The 20756-nt window shown below is 34.3% G+C and carries 17 protein-coding genes; all 17 read left to right on the plus strand.

Annotated features, from left to right (window positions below):
* Window positions 1–22 precede the first annotated feature (22 nt).
* The 17 genes from EC501_RS06755 (at window position 23) to EC501_RS06835 (ending at window position 20528) form a co-directional block, all read left to right on the plus strand.
* Window positions 23–325, plus strand: coding sequence for a WXG100 family type VII secretion target (locus EC501_RS06755; RefSeq protein WP_122971532.1), 303 nt, complete (start codon window positions 23–25; stop codon window positions 323–325).
* 18 nt (window positions 326–343) lie between these two features.
* Entirely contained in the window at window positions 344–649 is a 306-nt protein-coding gene (locus EC501_RS06760) for a WXG100 family type VII secretion target (protein WP_122971533.1), read from the plus strand.
* Between the two features lie 153 nt (window positions 650–802).
* Window positions 803–1540, plus strand: coding sequence for a hypothetical protein (locus tag EC501_RS06765; RefSeq protein WP_122971534.1), 738 nt, complete (start codon window positions 803–805; stop codon window positions 1538–1540).
* Between the two features lie 5 nt (window positions 1541–1545).
* Window positions 1546–3258, plus strand: a complete 1713-nt coding sequence (locus EC501_RS06770) for an Mbeg1-like protein (RefSeq protein ID WP_122971535.1) — start codon at window positions 1546–1548, stop codon at window positions 3256–3258.
* A 329-nt stretch (window positions 3259–3587) separates the two neighbouring features.
* Window positions 3588–4319 (plus strand): hypothetical protein, encoded by a 732-nt coding sequence (locus EC501_RS06775; RefSeq protein ID WP_122971536.1) that lies wholly within the window; start codon window positions 3588–3590, stop codon window positions 4317–4319.
* The gene (locus EC501_RS06780; protein WP_122971537.1) at window positions 4319–5878 is read left to right on the plus strand and encodes an Mbeg1-like protein; all 1560 of its coding nucleotides are present in this window, start codon (window positions 4319–4321) and stop codon (window positions 5876–5878) included. The genes EC501_RS06775 and EC501_RS06780 overlap by 1 nt, the downstream gene beginning before the upstream one ends.
* 14 nt (window positions 5879–5892) lie before the next feature.
* The gene (locus EC501_RS06785; RefSeq protein WP_122971538.1) at window positions 5893–6156 is read left to right on the plus strand and encodes a hypothetical protein; all 264 of its coding nucleotides are present in this window, start codon (window positions 5893–5895) and stop codon (window positions 6154–6156) included.
* Window positions 6157–6166: 10 nt separating this feature from the next.
* The gene (locus tag EC501_RS06790; RefSeq protein WP_122971539.1) at window positions 6167–6472 is read left to right on the plus strand and encodes a WXG100 family type VII secretion target; all 306 of its coding nucleotides are present in this window, start codon (window positions 6167–6169) and stop codon (window positions 6470–6472) included.
* A 12-nt stretch (window positions 6473–6484) separates the two neighbouring features.
* Window positions 6485–6787: a WXG100 family type VII secretion target gene (locus tag EC501_RS06795; RefSeq protein ID WP_122971540.1), complete on the plus strand. Its 303-nt coding sequence runs from the start codon at window positions 6485–6487 to the stop codon at window positions 6785–6787.
* Between the two features lie 25 nt (window positions 6788–6812).
* Window positions 6813–8036: an FHA domain-containing protein gene (locus EC501_RS06800; protein WP_122971541.1), complete on the plus strand. Its 1224-nt coding sequence runs from the start codon at window positions 6813–6815 to the stop codon at window positions 8034–8036.
* An 18-nt stretch (window positions 8037–8054) separates the two neighbouring features.
* On the plus strand, window positions 8055–8822 hold the full coding sequence (locus EC501_RS06805) for a PP2C family protein-serine/threonine phosphatase (RefSeq protein WP_122971542.1): 768 nt from the start codon (window positions 8055–8057) through the stop codon (window positions 8820–8822).
* 23 nt (window positions 8823–8845) lie between these two features.
* Window positions 8846–10519 carry a serine/threonine protein kinase gene (locus tag EC501_RS06810; RefSeq protein ID WP_241559289.1) on the plus strand — a complete coding sequence of 558 codons (1674 nt, stop codon included), beginning with the start codon at window positions 8846–8848 and terminating at the stop codon, window positions 10517–10519.
* A 15-nt stretch (window positions 10520–10534) separates the two neighbouring features.
* A complete protein-coding gene (locus EC501_RS06815; RefSeq protein ID WP_122971544.1) occupies window positions 10535–11116 on the plus strand; it encodes a hypothetical protein in 582 nt (193 codons plus the stop codon).
* Entirely contained in the window at window positions 11094–17708 is a 6615-nt protein-coding gene (locus EC501_RS06820) for an Ig-like domain repeat protein (RefSeq protein ID WP_122971545.1), read from the plus strand. Before EC501_RS06815 ends, EC501_RS06820 begins: the two co-directional genes overlap by 23 nt.
* 14 nt (window positions 17709–17722) lie before the next feature.
* On the plus strand, window positions 17723–17947 hold the full coding sequence (locus tag EC501_RS06825; RefSeq protein WP_122971546.1) for a hypothetical protein: 225 nt from the start codon (window positions 17723–17725) through the stop codon (window positions 17945–17947).
* 201 nt (window positions 17948–18148) lie between these two features.
* The gene (locus EC501_RS06830) at window positions 18149–19297 is read left to right on the plus strand and encodes a DEAD/DEAH box helicase (protein ID WP_122971547.1); all 1149 of its coding nucleotides are present in this window, start codon (window positions 18149–18151) and stop codon (window positions 19295–19297) included.
* A 1-nt stretch (window position 19298) separates the two neighbouring features.
* Window positions 19299–20528 (plus strand): aminopeptidase, encoded by a 1230-nt coding sequence (locus EC501_RS06835; RefSeq protein WP_122971548.1) that lies wholly within the window; start codon window positions 19299–19301, stop codon window positions 20526–20528.
* Window positions 20529–20756: the final 228 nt, after the last annotated feature.

Genomic DNA, 20756 nt, shown 5'->3' on the forward strand with positions numbered 1-20756 from the left:
GAATTGAAGGGAGACGAAAAGAATGAGCAAACGTATTCGCGTTACACCAGAGGAACTAGGCCAAGCATCATCAAAATTCTCAGAACTTGCAGGTACTTATACTGATATTTATACTCAGCTTTTACAACAAGCAAGTACAATGGGGCAAGCATGGGAAGGGGAGGACAACATGGCCTTCGTTAACCAAATTACTGGCTTCTCAGAAGATTTAAAAGCAATGGCTACTCACCTAGAGCAAGCTAGCCAAGCATTAAAAACGCAACAACAAAACTATGAGCAACGCCAACAAGCAAACATTTCTTCTGTACAAAAATTAACGAATTAATAGAGAGGATGATTTTTTATGGCAGGACATATTCGCGTTGATACTGGACAGGTAAATCAAATTGCATCAACAATCGAAACGTTAAATAAACGTTTACGTGAAGAATTAGAAAACAGTAAAAAAACGATTTTAAACTTAGGGAATACTTGGGAAGGGGAAGCTTCTCAAGCAACAATCGATTCTTATAACAGCTTTTCAAATCAATATTTCCAAACATACGAAGACATCTTAAATCAATATGTAACATTCCTACGTACGAACGTAGATCAAGGTTACTTTGAAACAGAATCAGCAAACACAAACTTAGCTGACGCATTTAAATAATACTTAGCATGCATGACAAATCTAAAGACGATGGGATAACCATCGTCTTTAGTTGAAGTTGAAAATAATTGGATATACTTTATATAAATTTTTGAACGATATGAATTAAGCGAAGTATTAAAAGCACTTAATTTCAAAAACGGGAGCTTAAATATGAAAAATGTATTAAAAGTTTTATTAACTATTTGTTTTGTAATGGGAGTGAGTGGGTGTATGAATTCAAATACAGGTGATAGTAATACTACAAACAGTGGGCAAAAGGGAAAAGCAGAGTATCTAAATGAACAAACATTAAATTACTTGGAGAAATATGATGATACTTTTAAAGTGGAAAATTTAACTTTACGAGGGGTAATAGAACCCTTTCACACTTTTGTAATAAACTCTTCAAAATATGATGAGAATTTCCATGTCTATATTTATGAAGAAGGAGATAGCTTAACGTTTAAAGACGATTACTTTCAGTTAGATATGTCAAATGAGGCTTCTGAATATATTTACTCCTTAATTCAATCAAAATTACCAAATGCAAGTGTAAAAGTGGAATTTCTTGATCGAACAATTGATTACAAAGGGGAGATTAAGAACTTTCAAGATTATATAAATTTAGGGGAGGTTGCTATAGATAGTTATATTTTTATAGAGAATATTGATTATGAAAAAAGTAGTGATTTATTTAAAGAAGTAGCATTAGAACTTGATAGTCACGACATAATAGGAACTGTACAATTTTTATCGACTACTACCGATATAAGTGAAATAGTTCCAACAAAAACGTTAAATACATTATTGAATTTAGAAACGGTCGTTGCATCACAAACATTTGCAATTGATTCGTCAAAAAAAATTATAACTACACCTGTAGAAAAAACTCCCAATTTTGAGGATTGATAGTTATGACAAAACTTTCCTATGAACAAATTGCAGTATTAGATAATTTAATTTATTGGGATTTCCCTAAGTCCGGAACTGGCACTTGGACAATGGAACGAATTTTGATGGATATGGAGAGAAAACTTAATCTCAAAAATTTTGAAAGTCCAAATATGATGTCAAGGGATGATTGGATAAAAATAAAAAATATAATAAAAAATGATAAACAATTAATGAATTATACAATGGTAGAGTATCGAGACCCTAGTCAAAAATATCCTGAACTTGAGAATGCTAATACTTCATTAGATTTTTATCCGATGCGAGTAGCAACATTTGTTGATAATGTGGAAAATCCTGAAGATGTAAATGTTGTTTTTAGAGGTACTTCATCAAGTTTTGAATGGAAAGATAATTTACAACTTTTGTATTTACCAGAAACTTTAGTACAGGAAATGTCATTGTATTATGTTGATAATGTACTAGATGAAAGATATGGAAACAGTATTCATACTTCTGGTCATTCTAAAGGTGGTAATAACGCTTTTTATACTGCTCTTTTTAGCAATAGAGTTTCTACAGCTTTCTCTTTAGATGGAGTTGGAGTTTCACAAGAGATAATAGAAAATAATCGAGAAAGAATAGATGAAATACGTCCATATTTGACTTTAGTTAGCGCTGAAGAAGATTATGTAAATCCACTTTTAAATAATATTGCAGGGAAAACTATCTATATTGAAATTGAAGAAGGGAGAGACTTTACTCAAAACCATAATCCATCACTAATCTTAAATGAGGATGGAAAGTTTAATAAAGAAGTAGAACAAGGGGAATTAGGGAAATTTTTTGATGCAATATCTAATCAACTATATACCATTGATTCTCATAATCTTCAAAGGATAATCGAATATGGGTTATTAGATATTGTTCAACCCATACTTGATGGGAAGATAGAACTTAATAGGGATTTATTAACTGGTAAATTACTGGATAGTGTATCTGAATTAATTGCAGATGCTGATTTACTAACATTTAGTTATAAATATTTTAAAGAAGAAAAAATATATAATGTAATTGAAGATAAATATGGTTCTTTTACAGCATCTATTTTTAAATTTATTATTGAGATAAATCCAATTAATAAAGCTGTTAATTTAGGTATTGATTTTGCAGAAGAAAATTTTAAAGGCGTCGTTTTAAGTATATTGAGTGTAGTAGATGCAGTTACTTGGATTATAAAAGCGTATGAAACTGCCAAAGAAATTACAGAAAATTACATAAATATATTAACTAAAAGTGCCGAAGTCTTAAAAGAGAGAATAACCTCAACAATTCAAAATTTCATTAATACTGGAAAAGCATTAAAAAAAGCAACTGTTAATTTCTTGAAGCAGGTAATTAATAGTGTAAATTTATTAATAAGTAATACTCTTAAAAAAATATTTACTTCATTCATAGGGACAAATAACGAGGCAAAAGCAACCCCATATATCAACTTAAATACTAATTCATTAAGAAATTACGCTGATCGTTTAGAAAAAGTGAAGTCCCGTTTGGCAGAGTTAGACAGTGATATGACAAGTTTAATTTTTACTGAGTCACTTCCTGCTGTTATTAGTGCGATTCGCGCAAATAATTTTCCGTCTCAAAGAAAAATTCAAAAGTGTATCAACTACTTAGACGGTACGGCAGAGGCTTTTGAAAGGGCGGAAAGAAACATTTTAAATCGAGTATAAAATAACAAGATAAAGTAGATTTACAATTACAAACTAAACAACAAAGGTGGTGTTTTATTCGTTTCACTTCTATTTTATAAGTGGTACGAAAAATCACAGTTTCAACCCTTGATAATCGTTACGGTACTAAAAATAATGATACATTAACAGCATATATTCAATCAAAAAAGAGAGACATTATTTTTAGTTTCGCTGCGAATAATCAAGGAAATACATCTATTTTTAAAAACAAATAATCGTGGCAAATTATTCACACAATTTTGCTCTAACCTTTTTCCTTATAATTGGAATGAAGGTTTAAATATTTCTAATGAAAGTAGGCATATGATATGAGGAAATTATTAAAGAAAGTGGGCGTATTTGTAATGGGCATTTCCATCTTAAGTTTGCTAGGGTGCAGTGATGTAAATGAAAAAACAGCTAAAGTTATTGAGGAAAAATTATCAAAAAAATACAATGAATCCTTTGAAGTGCAATATATAGGGGAACGCTGGGGTACGAAAAGCAATGATACGGTAACGACGTATGTAAAAGCATTAGATTCCAACATTCTATTTACTGCCGAAATGGATACTTCTGAAAATATTGTTGAAAATTACCCAGATATGCTTTTAATGAATAAATTTGCATCGGTTTTTAATAAAGCGATTGAAGGTCAAGGCTTAGATGCTTCCTCGTGGATAAGAATTCATCCAAAACAATCTGTTGAAATTACGAAAGATATGACGATTGAAGACTATCTAGAAAAATCGAAATCCGAGTATGTTCATGTAGAAATCGTCATGAAAAATGATGAAAGCATTACAGCGGAGAAGTTAAAAACGATTGTACAGCAATCCTACAATCAGTTTAATGGCCCTTCTATTTCTGCAACGTATTGGCTATTCAATGATGATGAATATAAAAAGGTGAATGAAACTTTAGCGAAAGTAGTCAATATAGTCCCTTCTGATTTAGAAAGTTATGACTATGATAGTACAGTTTTTGTTGAATTAACGGAAAATGGCTTCGTAGAATCCGATGAAGAAATTAATAATAGCCTGGGTGGAGGGACTAATTAATGGCTTTAACTGATTACGAGAAAAAAATCGTTACAGATATCGCTTATCAAGACCTTGTTTATTTTAAAAAAGAAACTGCTGAAGAATCTAACAACGTCATGGATCAAATAAATTTAATGATTAGTGAGGGTAAAAATTTTAAAGGTGAAACTTTATCTGATGAAAAAATAGAAGAATTAACTAGAGTGAAAAATAGATTAACAGAAATAGGTGCCGAAGATTGGAAGGTTAGCTATGTGCAAAATCATAATGAACCTGAACAAAGTGGCTTCTACGGAGTTTTAATCGATACAGGGGAAGAATATACAGCTGGTTTCCGAGGTAGTGAAAATCCAGGAGAGTTAGGGAATGCGAAAAATGACTGGTATGAAGCGGACCTTAAATTAGTAACAGATATTCAAACAAAGCAACAGCAGCAAGTAGAAGTTTTTTTATCTAACTTAAACGAAAAAGTAAATCTAGATAAGTACGGAGAGTTAGAATTTGCAGGCCATTCGTTAGGTGGAAATCTTGCTGTACACGCAGCCATTATGGCTGAACAATATGAGAAGATAAATAATTTTAACATTGCAGGTTATAACTTAGATGGACCTGGTTATTCTTCAGATTATATTGCAAAACATCAAGAACGCATTCAATATTTGGCGGAAAACGGTAAAGTTGAACATTATCAATGGAGTATTGTAGGGGCAATATTAATACCTATAGTGGAAAGACAAACATTAAAAACAGAAGGGAAAGATAGTGGGTCGTTAATTGCTGAGCACTCAACGGACACTTTAGATTTTAATGGAGATCAATTTGTTATAGGTAAACAGGAACAGAAAGAAAGCATAATGGCGAGTGTTACTAGTTTTGTAGATAAATTGCCTACTGTATCTAAAAATCTATTAATAGATACGTTGGGTGGAATGCTAGTAGCGGCGATTTGGACCAAAGAGAAAATTTTTAACGATCAAGGGCTTACGAATTTTGGCAAAGGGCTTATCGCAGGAGCTATTGTCATTGTAGGAGGAGCTTTACTGGTAGCTGGACCTGCAGCAGTTTTAGCAGCTGTTGGAACAATCATTGCTGGTGTCGTTCAAATTGCGATAAGAGCAGCCATTGCTTTTATAGGTGTAGTTTTAGTTGAAACAATCGCCGAGTTTACAATTAATATGATCAAAGGGATTGCTAATCAAATAGGTGAAGCGGTTCAGTGGACTGGAAAGCAAATTGCAAGTGTCATTGATAGCGCCATCGATTTTATCAATAAAGCAGGAGGATTTCTCCAAAATTTATTTGGTATAACAAAAGCAGTTGCAACACCTTATATACAATTAGATACGAATTCACTAAGAAACTATGCAAATCGTTTATCGAAGGTAAAATCTCGATTAGCCGAATTAGATAGTGATATGACAAGCTTAATCTTTAGTGAGTCCCTTCCTGCGGTAATAAGCGCTATTAAAGCGAATAATTTCCCTTCACAAAGGAAAGTGCAACAGTGTATTAACTACTTAGACGGCACTGCCGATGCTTTTGAAAAAGCGGAAAAAAATATTTTAAGTCGTGTATAAGGAGTGAACAATACATGGGTAGAAGTTTAGGCCAAATGCAATCGGAATTACGGAGCATCATTAATGAACTTGAAAGTATTGCTAGTGGTATCGGTAGTAATTTCAAAGGAATTGGTGCCGAACAATGTTCAAGTAAACTACAAGATTTTATAGAAGAATGTGAAGCTTCTATTAAACATCTAGATCATATAAAAGAAGTACGAAGAGAAGAAAAGCGTAAAGAACGGGAACGTCAACGAAAGCTGGAAATGCTATTGAATGGTAAAACGATGATTTAGGAGGGTCTCCATGTCAGAACAAATTATTGTAGATGTTGATAAAGTAAAGAAAATTGCTAGCAATATCTCGTCTTGTAATAAGGCAATCCATAGCGGCATATCCGATGCGGAGCAAAAAATAAAGTCGCTAAATTCCAATTGGGAAAGTGCTGCAGCCGATGCGGTTATTACGAAATTTTATTCGATTAAAAATGACTTCCATTCGAATCGATTTAAAGTTGTTCAAAACTTTTCAACGATATTAAATCAACAAATCTCTGATGGCTATAAACAAACAGAAGATACAAACGAATCTTTAGCGAACTTATTTAAGTAGTGGAGGAGTAAAATGGGGAAAATCTCAGTCAATTACAATCACTTCGAATCGGCTGCAAAAGAAATCGAAAGCTATATAAAATTACAAAAAAGTGAAATGGCAAAGGCAACACAAGAAGTCGTTTCTTTAGGTACAGTTTGGCAAGGTAAGGATTACAATCAGTTTTATAAACAGTGGAATGAATTGGATGATTCCGATTCAACAACTGTGTCTTATCAAAAGTCGCTCCAAGCCTATGCAGACTTACTAAGATATACAGCAAGCGAATATAAAAAAGCGCAAGAAAAAGCAATCGATCTAGCAAATAAGATTTAGATCTTTCATTTGAAGGAGAATTATAATGGCAATAACAAATTTAAAACAAACTCCAAATGGTTATTTAGTAACTGCTAAACTCGTTGAAAGTGAAGATATTAATCAACGTCAATTAGAAATGATTAATCATCATCAAAAGTTTATAGCGGGTCGTTATGAAATAACGAAAAAATATAGTCAATTGATTTTTGAAGTAAATCAAATGTTGCCATTAAAGATTTATTTAAAACGTATTATTTGGAAGCATCAATTTTTTAAAATTGTTGAGGAGTTAATCCAAATCATTAAGGGCAGTGAAGAAATCCACTCGAATCCTGAAAACATATTGTTGGATTTCGATTATGTATTTATTAACCCTACAACAATGGAAATGCAAGCAATTTTATTACCATTAGTAAACAATCATAACCCTTTATCAGTAAAAGGATTTTTTCAAGAGTTTTTACATCAATGCTTATTAGCTAGTACGGAAAATCATGACTACACGACTCGCTATTTTGAGTTTTTTAAAAACAATCAACCATTTTCTTTACAAAGATTTGAGCGGATGTTCTTTGAAATTTCGGGGAAATCAATGGAGTTAGTAAATGAAGACAAAGTAGTTCAAAAACCTGTGCCGAAAGAGCCGGTGAGTATAGCTTATAACCCTATTCAGCGAAACAAGGATTTGAATAAGCAACGGGAAGCTTTTACGACGAACAAAAGTGTAACGAGCCTCCAAGAAATGCCTCCAAAAACAATCTTTTGTATGGAATGTGGTACTAGTCTCGTTCCTAGTGCAAAATTTTGCATCAGTTGTGGTCATCCAGTGAAAGTTGTACCACCAGTTGCTCACACATTCGTGTCTTTAAATGAAGAAAGCTCAACCGAAACCTTTAGTGAAACTACCGTATTAGGCAACTCAGATGAACTCGAAGGCACAACCGTTTTAGGTTCTGAAGAGCTAGAACGAGATATAGTTGCCTACCTACAACGAAAAAGTACGCAAGAAAAAGTCATTATTGATCGGGATGAGTTTAAAATTGGAAAAGATCCTTCCCAATGTGATTTTGTCATTTCTGATAATAAGGCAATAAGTCGATACCATGCGAAAATCATTCGTAGAAACAATCGGTTTTATATTGTTGATTGTCATTCTACAAATAAAACCTTTGTTGAAGGATTGGCCATCTTGCCTGAAAGTGAAATGGAAATTTTCGCAGGAACAAATCTTAAATTTGGAAATGAAGAATTTTTATTTTCCATATAAACAAAGGTGGAAGAATAGATGCAAGTATTGACCGCTTTACATACTGATGTAGGCATAAGGAAGCAAACAAATCAAGATAGTCTCTTACTAAAAGTAGCGCAAACTTCTGTTGGGAAAGTCGTATTAGCGGTTGTTTGTGATGGGATGGGTGGATTGGAAAAGGGCGAATTAGCAAGTGCAACGGTTATTTCCGCCTTTTCCAAATGGTTTGACAACGATCTACCTCCACTTTTACAAAATCATAATTGGAATGAAATTCAAGCTAGATGGAACTTACTTTTAAAAGAGCAAAACCAACGAATCGGAGAATATGGAAAAAGGTTAAATATTAACCTTGGTACTACTTTTTCGGGGTTATTAATTATTGATGAACACTTTTTCTTAATTGGCCACGTTGGAGATACACGAGTATATAAAATTGATTCCAAATTAGAACTGTTAACAGAAGATCAAACATTAGTGAATAGAGAAGTTCAAAGAAAAAACTTAACCCCAGAACAAGCTGAAAAAGATCCGAGAAGAAATGTACTTTTACAATGTTTAGGGGCGTCTCGAGTTGTAGAACCACAGTTTATATCAGGAATACCAACATTACATACAGTGTTCATGCTTTGTTCGGACGGCTTTAGACATATGATTTCTAAAGAGGAAATCTATCAAGCCTTTGCCCCAGAAAAGTTAATGACGGAGCAACAAATGAAAAATAAAGCGATTGAATTAGTTGAATTAAATAAAGTTCGCAATGAAACGGATAATATTTCAATTATTTTAATAAAAGTAGATTAAAGGTGGAAAATAGATTGGCTTCAATGAATCGAATTATTGATAACAAATATGAGATTTTAAGAATGATTGGACAAGGTGGTATGTCCAAAGTTTATTTAGCGATGGACTCCCGCTTGAACAAACAATGGGCTATAAAGGAAATTAGTCGAATCAATAAGAACGGTTTTAGTGAAGTGAATTTAAAGGCCGCACTCGATGAAGCAGATATGATGAAACGTCTAGATCATCCAGCTCTTCCTCGTATTGTAGACATTATTCAAGAAAAAGACGTAATCTATGTAGTAATGGATTACATTGAAGGGGAACCTTTAAGTAAATTATTAGAAAATGGTAATGCACAGCCTCAAGAACAAGTTATTGAATGGGCTAAACAACTATGTAACGTACTAGATTATTTACATACGTGTAACCCACCAATTATTTACCGTGATATGAAGCCAGGTAACATCATGTTAAAGCCGGACGGCCAGTTAAAGTTAATCGACTTTGGGATAGCACGGGAATATAAAGAAAATAAAGTAGGGGACACGGTTAATTTAGGTACTAGAGGTTATGCTGCGCCCGAACAATTTGGTTCCCATGGACAGACAGATGCACGGACGGATATATACTGTCTAGGAATGACTTTGTACCATTTAGTAACAGGAAGAAGTCCAGCTGAGGAGCCCTATGGAGGAGTTCCCATTCGAGAATTAAATCCAATACTTTCAAGCGGACTAGAGAAAATTATTTTAAAGTGTACGGAAGCAAATCCTAACGATCGTTATCAATCTTGTGCAGAGCTTTTATATGATCTAGAGCGATATGACGAAGTTGATGATACGTATCGTCAAAACCAAAAAAAGAAATTAAAGCGCTTTGGAATCGTTTCAGCTGCTGCTGTATTTTCAATAGTTTTTGGTGCATTTGCCCAAGTTATGAACGCCCAAAAAGTAAACAATGATTACGAAGTAAACTTAGATTTAGGGGATACTGCTACGACGCAGGAACAAAAAATCAATTATTATGAAAAAGCTATCGATATTAAACCAGAAAAACATGAAGCCTATTATGCATTACTAACAACCTTTAAAGATGATGCAAGCTTTCAAATTGAGGAAGAACAAATACTGAAGAAAAAAATTAATCGTAACTTAGCTGAATTAGTAGAAACAGATCATTATAGCGATTTAGCTTATGAAATTGGTAAAACATATTGGTATTACTATGATTATGGGTCAGAGAATACAGACGATAATCAGCTAACTAGAATTAAAGCTGCAAAAACATGGTTTTCTGACGTAGTAGAAGATCCGGAAAATGAGCACTATGCCCAAGCTAAAATCTATGAATCTATTGCTACTTTCCATGAAGAAGTTAATTTGAAGGTTGAAGAAGCGTCAGATCAAGGAATGTATAAAGAATATTGGGATAATATCGAAGCCCTTCTCGATTTCACAATCGAAAATAAAAACGAGAGTGAAATTGTGAAGCTGGAAGTTTATAAGCTCATTACGAATGCTTTAGAAAATGAAGTGCGTAAATTTGCGAGTGACGGCATTGAAAAAGATGATTTATTAGAAGTATTTTATACTGTGCGTTCATTAGTAGATGAATTGGATGTATCGACGGATAAAACGATTAACTTAAAGGAAAGTATTACTAGCCGTTTTGACGAGGTAGTTAAAGCGATTGATACTGCCTTTATTGAGCAATAGAGAGGAGACGATTACATGGATGCACAAATATGGTTTACTTTGTCCATTGTAGGATACTCCCTTGGAGGGCTCTTATTAATAGTGGCAATTATTATGTTTTATAAAATGGGTATTCTCGCTATTTATAATGATTTAACAGGTAAAACGGCTGAAAGAAAAATTCGTGAGATTCGGGAAAGTACTGAAAATGCCCATCGAAATTATTCAAGGGTTACCCAATACGATCCGGTTTCTACAAATAGTCCAGTTACTAGAGGGGACAAAAAGCAGCAATTCAATACACCGACAGCTAAAACATCAACAGCCCAAGAAGTCTTCGTTGAAGATGCAACAGAACTTCTAGTAGAAGAGACAACATTGTTAGCAAGTGATGTTATTCCTACTCCTATCGAAGAAACGACTGTACTTGGAGCACAATATGGGACAACCGTATTAAGGGATGAAGGTACGACGGTTTTAGATGAAGGAATGACAAAATTAAATAGTGTGACAGAAGATATTCATGAAGAGTTTGTATTAGAAAAAGAAGTTATTGCAGTACATACAAATGAAACTATCGGAGGTGTAAAAGAAAGTGGACGAAAGGAAACGAACTAACTTATTAACAAAAGTATTTTACCTCTTAGTTGCTGTTACTTTAGTAACTTATAATATGCCATTTTATTTGGTATCACAAATTATTTCGGCAGAAGCTGTTGAAGAGCAGGATACTACAAATGAGTCCAACGTAGAAGGGGAAGTTACTTCAACCGAGCCAACTTCAGAGCAAGGGGAAACTGCTCCAACAGAACCGACAGCAGGTGAAGACGCAACTGTAACTAATCCGACACCAGAAGAAGTGACCCCAACTGAACCAACGCCTGAAGAGGGAGAAGGTACCCCAACAGAGCCGACACCAGAAGAAGGGGACACTACCCCAACAGAGCCAACACCAGGTGAAGGAGAAACAACTCCAACGGAACCGGGTACAGGTGAAGAGGTAGTAACCTACCAATTTTCAGTATTAGCCAAAGAAGTGGATGGAGCTTCTGGTCAGGTGACATTAAATAACCAAAATTCGAAGGAACCGATTGAATTTAAAAGCAATGAACAAGTGACATTAAAGGTGGATGCCAATACAGGAGCTTATATTGCTGATATTAAAATTAATGGTACTTCTATTCCTTTATTGGATGAGACATCCCTGCAAGGTTTATCTCCATTACAAATAGAGCAGAAAAAGCATGAAGTAACTACTTTTGAAAAGGTGCTAGATTCCTACAATAGCGATGTAACGGTTGAAGTAACCTTTGCAGTCCAAAATTACTTTATCGAATTTAATTCTGACGTTACTGTTCATGTAGTTGATACGGATGAATCGGATTATACGATTGAAAATCAACTAATTAAAGTAAATCCAAATACAGATATTAAAGTAGAAGTTCAACCTACTGAAACATCTAAGGTGATTAGTAGTTTCGTAGTAGATGAAACAGAACTGATTGATTCAGATGATGTCAGTGTAGAAACATATGAAGAGCAAGTAACAAAGTTAACTTATACGTTTGAAAAAGTTCAACAAAATGTAAACGTAAAAACGACTTTAGTAGATAAAACGTATCCGTTTGTTGTAACGGGAAGCAATAATATTTCGGTTGAAGCAACAGAAGAAATCGTTACCCATGGTCAAAATATTAGCTTTTTAATGAAGTTTAATAATGATGATATAAACTTCTCAGGTTTTAAAATAATAAAAGGCTTGGAGACTTTACAACCTTTAGATGTAGATAATAATGAAATATTAACAGAAGATGAGTTAACAAGTGAATTCTTTACGGTTTCAGAAACTGATATTGAAAACGAGTTAAAAATCGAATTATTGAATGTTACGACAGAAATCGAATTACAAGTACTTGAAAGTTCGGTACAAAATACAATTATTGATCAACTAACAGAAAATAAAATTATGGTTACTGGGTTATCAGAAGAAAACTTACGTAACCAAGATGGTCATTCTTACTACTTGTTAGGAAAAGGAGCAGTTGTTACCTTTACACACGAGGATAATAAAAAATTTAAATTGGGAGATGACGGAAAATATCAATTCGAACATAAGTTTACAGATAAAAATATTCAAATCGAAAAAATTTCCGTTAGATCATCGATATTTAAGAAAAATTCCTTTGAACTAAACGAACCGTTAACGATTGTTTTTGATTCAGAGGCTCCAAAGTTTGAGCAAATTGATATTTCTGGTGAAAACCGTTATGAATCCGAAGAAGGAGACATTTGGCATAGTTCGGTTACAAAAGTATCTGGTTTGATTAATAATGAACCGCAAGATTATCAAGGTATAAGCTATGCTTCTGATATTGCTTCTGTTCAATATCGTTTAGTAAGTGAAACAGAAACTACTTTTACAGATGCATCATATAACGCTGATACAAATGAGTTTTCATTTAATATTCCAGAAGAGATGATGAAAACTTCAGCCCAATATGAATTACAAGTAACTGATAAGGCAGGCAATACGACAAACAAAATCATCAGTGTGAATGTCGATACTACGGCACCGTCCCTTATTGGAGAAAAAGCCGCTATTAACATCGTTCAAGACGAAACAAATGCGATTGAAGGATTTATTCGTTTTTTAACATTTGGTGCATTTTTCTCAGAAAAATTTGAAGTAACTGTAAATACAGAAGACTCACAATCAGGGGTAAAAGAAGTACAGTTAAAATCTTCAGATGAAGATGCAGAAATCGAAACAAAATCGGTGTCTGAAGATGGAACAGTCTATACATTTGAAGTTGATTCTGTAGATGAAATTGTTGATGGAAGTCTTTCAGTACTTTTAATAGATAATAACAATAACACAACGGAAGAAATTCAAGTGACAGATGCCAATTCCAACCTATTAAATGAAGATGGAAAAATTGTCTTAGATAAAGATGCTCCAGTTGTTGAAATGAAGGCACCTGAAGCGAATTACGTAAGAGATGAACATCATTATTATAAGGACAATATTGAATTGCCAATCTCAATTGAAGATGTAGGGGCAGGTTTAAGAAGTGTTGAAGTGAAAGTAAATGGAGAAATCGTTCCGTTAGATAATGCGAACTTCCATTCACAAATTACGAAAACTTTCAATACCATTATTAATACTTCCGACTATACGCTTGACGATGGAGAATTTAAGGTAGAAGTAGAAGTTGTTGATAATGCGGGCAATAAGACATCATCAACGAAAACGGTCTATATCGACAAAATATCTCCGCAACTATCCGACAAAATTATATTTACAAAAGTAAATGACGGATCCTTCGCAGAGTTTCTAAATATTATTACCTTTGGTGCTTTCTTTAATGAAAAAGTGAAAATCGTCGTTCAATCGGCTGATACCGAAAAAGGTTCAGGTATCGAAACAGTTGAATTAACAAGTGCGAGCGGTGAAGTTGAAATAGTTAAAACAGATGCTACGGAAGATAATGAAAAAGTTACTTTTACAATTGATGCTGATCAATTTGAAGGAAATTTCAATATTACGTTAAAAGACTATTTAGGTAATGAGTACACAGCGCTAATAAACAATACAAACTCTAACCTAGCAGATGAAGAAGGTAGTATCGTATTTGATAAAAAAGCACCTGAAATAAAAACAACGATTGATATGCCAGAAGAAACAACACATATCGCTTTAAATGGAAAAGAATATTACAGTCAAGATGTCACATTTAAAGTAGAAGTGAATGATACGGAAGCGGGTATTCATAAAGTTGATCTTTTAATAAATGGTAAAGAAATTCAGTCTTATAACTATTCAGAGAAAACGGCTGAACAGATTTATACCATTAATACGAAAGATTTGAATGTTAGTAACGATGGTTCTTACGAGTTAACCGTTGTGGTGGAGGATAATGCAGGCAATCAATCAGAAATCGAAAAAACGATTTATATTGATAAAGAAGCGCCTCAATTAGATGGGGAACCTGCAATTACATTATCTACAGTAAACGATGGTGTTATTGGAAAAGCGATTAATTTCTTAACTTTTGGTACTTTCTTTAATGAGAAAATTAAAATTAAAGTTCATTCAAAAGATAATGAAAATGGATCGGGTATTAAAGAAGTTCAATTAGTCGGTTCTGATGAAGGAAAAACGATTGAACGAGTAGATTCGGATGCAACGAAGGAAACGAATACATTTATTATTGAAGACTCTTCTTATGAAGGGACTATTGAAGTCATTTTAACGGATTATACAAATCATGAGACACGAGCTTTAGTAAATACGGATAATTCCAATATGGCATCGATTACTGGGTATGTACAAATTGAAGACGTTGCTCCAGTGGCTAATATCGAAATTATTCCTAATAAAGGTGTCATTGCAAACGATCAATCAATTTATAATGGGGATGTTGTATTTAAAGTTTCCGCAAAAGACGCGGAATCAGGATTAAATAAAGTAGACATCAAAGTAAATAAACATCAATTATTAAAAGACTTTTCTACTAATGATAGTAAACTAACGGAAGAGCAAGTTTATGAATTGAAAACAAGTGAAATTCCAATCAATGAAGATGGTTCTTATCGCGTTTCCGTGTATGTGGAAGACAATGCAGGAAATACCTATAAGAAAGAAACGACGATTTATAAAGATATTACAAATCCAGTCGTTGATGAATATCGCTTTTTAACGAAAACTTCTAATGGTAACTTCGTAGCTGTTGATTCTACGAAAGAATTAAAAAATGTAGTAGAAATTAATGAATACGGATTTTACTTTAAAGAAGAGACACAAGTCATTGTAAATGCATATGATCCACAAGTGAAAAACGAAAAAACGAGTGGCTTACAATCCATCAAAGCGTACTTACACGATTTTGATAATGGAAAATATTATGCAGTTCAATCGAATGGTTCGTTAAAAGAAATTTCGAAAGCACAAATTGGACAAATTGCACCAATTAAAACAAACAGTCAAATTGTTATTAAAGTACCGAAAAACTTTAAAGGTCAAATTTATGCAATTCCAACAGATAAAGTAACGAACACAGGGAAATCTTTTTCTCCTGACGGTACGGTAGTTGAATCTACAGCTCAACATGAAAAAGAAACTCATATTAACATTGAAAAGCCTAATACAACGTTAAAAACGAAATCTGGACAAGATTTGTATAATAAAGATGTTCCGATTTCTGTGTCAATCGTCGATACGTATTCAGGAATTGCCGAGATTGAGTGGTCTGTCGTATCGAAATATGATACGAAAAATAACCAATCAGGAAAACTTATTATTCAAAATGATGGTTCATTATCAGGGGCAAAAGAAGGTTGGTCAAAAACATCTACTGAGAAGAACTTAGTCTATGAAATGACAAAAAATATTGTTGTGAAAAATAATAGTAATGGTATTGTGTTGAATGTGAAGATGAAGGATAGAGCAGGTCATACATCTACTGAAAAAATCCAATTCAGTATAGATAAGTCAACACCAACTATCGACGTAGTTTATGACAATAATTCACCGGATCCACAAAATAATGATTACTATAATGAAAATCGTACAGCAACAATTACGATTACTGAGCGAAACTTTAATGCCGATGATGTGCTGGCATCCATTCAAAATTCAGACGGTGTTATACCAAAGCTAACTGGCTGGACAACTTCTTATAATGCAGAAAATCCAGACCAATCTAAGCATGTAGCACGAATTGCCTATACGGCAGATGGGGACTATACATTTGATATTGACTATAAAGATTTAGCCAATAATAAAGCGGCAGATTATGAAGCAGATGAATTCACAATTGATAAGACAGTGCCAGAAGTGAATGTAACTTATAGCAGTTCAAGTGAACCTGTTAATGGAAAATACTATAATTCGGCTCGTACTGCTACTATATCTGTGAAGGAACATAATTTTGATCCAAGTCGAGTACGAATTACAAGTTCAGCTAGTGATAATGGCGTTGGAAAACAAGCGCCAGTAGTTGGTGGCTGGTCTCGCAGTGGAGATGTGTACACAGCGGTAATTAATTATAGTCAAGATGGTCATTACACATTTGACATTGATTTTATGGATATGGCTGGTAATGAAGCGAAGGATTATGTAATGGACGAATTTGTGATTGACCAAACTGCGCCAGAGCTGAAAATTACAGGTGTCGAAAATCAAGTAGCCTATGCAGATAAGGTAAGTCCAGTTATTACGTATTCCGATACAAACTTTAATGCAGAAGGTGTCTCGGTATCACTTGTTGGTGCGAACCGAGGAGAAGTACAATTTAAAGCAACGAAAGCAGATGTACAAAACGGTCAAAGCATTATCGTGGCGAATTTCGAAAAGGTTGAAGAAAACGATGATATTTATACATTAACAGCTACTGTTCGTGATATGGCTGGTAATGAAACGAAACAAACGATTATGTATTCTGTCAATCGATTCGGTTCCAATTACTTATTCTCCGAAGATGTTCAAAAAATAATTAACGGCTATATTAATAAGGAAATCGACATCGTCGTTCAAGAAATTAATGTGGATAACTTAGCAAGGGAAACAGTCCAAGTGAAACTTGCAAAAAATGGTTCTCCAACAACGTTAGCTGAAGGAACAGATTATGCCGTTTCCCATTCGGGCGGTAACGGAAAATGGAGCGTATATGAATACGTCATCGATAAAAAGTTATTTGTAAATGACGGGAAATATAATGTATCGCTCTACTCAAAAGATATGGCTGGTAATATAAATGACACGACGGATTCATCAAAAGAGGCAGAGATTGTCTTCTTTATGGATAAAACAAAGCCGGTCATTACACCACTCGATATTGAAGACGATCAGCAATATCCTGTTGATAAGAAACAGTCGAATATTTCCGTTGTGGATAACTTAGCATTAGGTGATATTCATATTCTCGTAAATGATGAAGAAGTTGAATATGACATCATTGAAGGAAATTATTCCTTCTATATGAATAATTCGACGAAAACTCAAGATGTTCAAATTTCGGCGGTAGATAAAGCAGGAAATGAAACGGAACTTGCCGTGGAAAACTTGCTTGTTACGAAAAATTTATTCGTTCGCTGGTTTAATAATAAGCCGTTATTCTATGGTTTATTAGGCGGAGGAGGCTTGCTATTATTAGCAAGTGGTGGTTGGTTCATATTACGCAATCGACCAACTGAAGAAGCTCAAGAATAGATGGAGGTAATGCTATGGAGCTAAATTTAATACTTAATATCGTCAGTATCGTTTTAAGTGTAATTGCCTTCATTTTAATTTTCATCCTTTTTAGTAAGGTTAAAAAACTATCAAAGCAATTAAACAAAATAACGAATGCAGAAACGAATAAAAGTATGACATTGGTCATTTGCAGAAACTGTGGGTCTCAAATGAATTCCAATTTATTAGTTTGTCCGAAATGTAAAACTGCTCGTTAAATAGAGTGTTTTCGTTAATGATTTAAAGTACAGCTAGTCTCAAAATTACTATGGGGCTAGCTGTTTTTCTTCTTAGATGTAGGAAGATTTAGTCATTTTTCGCCAGATATTATTAAAACGTATAAAGAATGTTGAATTTTCGAGTATTTCTGCAATAATATGGTACACTAAACGCAAGTAACTTAAGGTAGGTAAACGTAAATGTCTGTAATTAATTTATTGAATGAAACATTACAAAGTAAATGGAAATTTGAAACAACAATGAAAGTCCAGGATGAAATGATTCCGGCAATGCTTGATGGTAAAGATATCGTAGCAGAATCACCAACGGGATCAGGGAAAACGCTGGCATATGTTCTCCCGATATTAAATAAAGTAGATGGAAGCAAAAAACAAACCCAAGCTTTAATTGTCGCTCCATCTCAAGAATTAGCTATGCAAATCGTTGAAGTAATCCGTGAATGGACAGCTGGAACGGATATTACAGTTCAGCAATTAATCGGTGGAGCAAACTCTGCACGACAAATTGAAAAACTGAAGAAAAAACCAACGATTGTAGTTGGAACACCAGGTCGTTTAAATGAACTGGCTCGGGCGAATAAATTAAAACTAAAAGAAATTCAAATGGTCGTACTTGATGAATGTGACCAATTACTTAGCAGAGAATATCGTGTGATTGTCAAATCCTTTATAGAAGGTGCTGCGTACGGAAGACAAGTTGTCGTTGTATCAGCAACAATTACCGACGAAATTAAGCTTGTGGCAAGCCGTATGATGTTTGAACCTGTTTTAATTGAGATTAAACCTGAGGATATGGTGCAAGTAGGAAAAGTCGTTCATTCCTTTATAAAAGTAGATGAGCGGGATAAAACCGATATGCTTAGAAGGCTTTCAAATATCGAAGGTTTGCGCGGTTTAGCGTTCGTTAATAACATTGACCAAGTGTTAATGAAAGAAACAAAATTAAAATATCGGGATGCTAAAGTCGTAACATTACATTCCGATATGAAAAAAGAAGAACGAAAAAAAGCCCTTGATGCTTTTAGAAAAGGGGATTCACGTATTTTAATTGCGACAGATATCGCTGCCCGTGGATTAGATATTGAAGGGTTAACCCATGTAATCCATGTAGATGTTCCTCGCACGATGGAACAATATACCCATCGTTCAGGTCGTACTGGTCGAGCAGGTGCTGATGGTGAAGTAATGACATTGCTTTCGTACAAAGATGAAAAAACGTATAAAAAGCTAACGCGTGAATTAAATGTAAAACCAGTTCAAAAAGTTTGGTATCAAGGACAGGTAATCGAAGGGAATTCAAAAACAGTTTCACAAAAGAGGGGGAAATGACATGACTTTTGAAGAGAAATTGGAACAATATGCTGAATTAGCAGTAAAAGTAGGAGTGAACATTCAAAAAGGGCAATACTTACTGATTAATACTTCCACTGACACTCTTGATTTTACTCGTATCGTAGTAAAAAAAGCTTATGAGGCAGGAGCTGGAAGAGTTCAAGTGAACTTAAGTGATCCGGTTTTTACCCGAGCGTTTTACGAATTAGGGGCAGAAGAGGAATTTAGCCAATTTCTGAAGTGGATTGTTGCCCAACGCGATGAATTAATTGACCGTAAAGGTGCGCTTCTATGGATTGATGCAGAAGATCCGGATTTACTAGCAGGTGTACCAACTTCTCGACTTTCAGCTCAACAAAAGGCTTCAGGAAATGCGTTAGTCCGTTATCGCAAAGCAGTAATGAATGACGAGATTGCTTGGTCCATTATTGCGGTTCCTTCAAAAAAATGGGCAGCAAAAGTGTTCCCACATTTACCTGAAGAAGATCAAATGGCCGCTTTATGGGAAGCAATTTTCAAAACGGTTCGAATCGGCGAAGGGGATGCCGTTGAAAAATGGCACGAACATGTTAATAACCTAGAAAGCCGTGCAGCCCAATTAAATGAAAAGAAATTTGTTAAATTACACTATAAAGCTCCTGGAACAGATTTAACAATTGAACTTCCAGATAAGCATTTATGGGTATCAGGGAGTAGTAAAACACCGGACAATACGACATTCATTGCCAATATGCCAACAGAAGAAGTATTTACATTACCAGCGAAATATGGTGTGAACGGTACGGTTAGCAATACGAAACCATTAGCATATCAAGGAAATATTATCGATAAATTCACTTTAACCTTTGAAAAAGGAAAAATTGTTGATGCAAAAGCCGAAGTAGGAAATGAATTATTACAAGAATTAATCACTTCCGATGAAGGTTCTGCCTACTTAGGTGAGGTAGCTCTAGTGCCACATCAATCACCTATTTCTTCTTCGGGAATTTTATATTACAATACATTGTTCGATGAAAACGCCTCAAACCATTTAGCTATCGGGGAAGCATATCCAACGTGCTATGAAGGTGGCCGGGAGTTGGAAGAAGGACAATTAGAGTCTTTAGGCATTAATGTTTCCATTACACATGTGGACTTTATGATTGGAAGCGCCGAAATGGATATCGATGGTATATTAGCTGACGGAACAGAATTCCCTATTTTCCGAAAAGGAAACTGGGCATTTTAAGTAAAACAATTAAAAATTACCTAACAAAAGGCCTACTTTTTGCGAATATTTGTTCGTGGGAAGTGGTCCTTTTTTTAATCGAAAAATGTTACAATAGTAAAAATAAAGGCTCTAAAATATTTGTTGGGGTACAGATAAAATTCAGAAAAAATAAACACGCAATCTCCTAATTTTGTTAGACTTTGTTTAGACCAATAAACAAAACAAAAGGGAGATGCGTGTAATTGA

The sequence above is a fragment of the Lysinibacillus halotolerans genome (assembly GCF_003711845.1).
Lineage (GTDB): Bacteria > Bacillota > Bacilli > Bacillales_A > Planococcaceae > Ureibacillus > Ureibacillus halotolerans.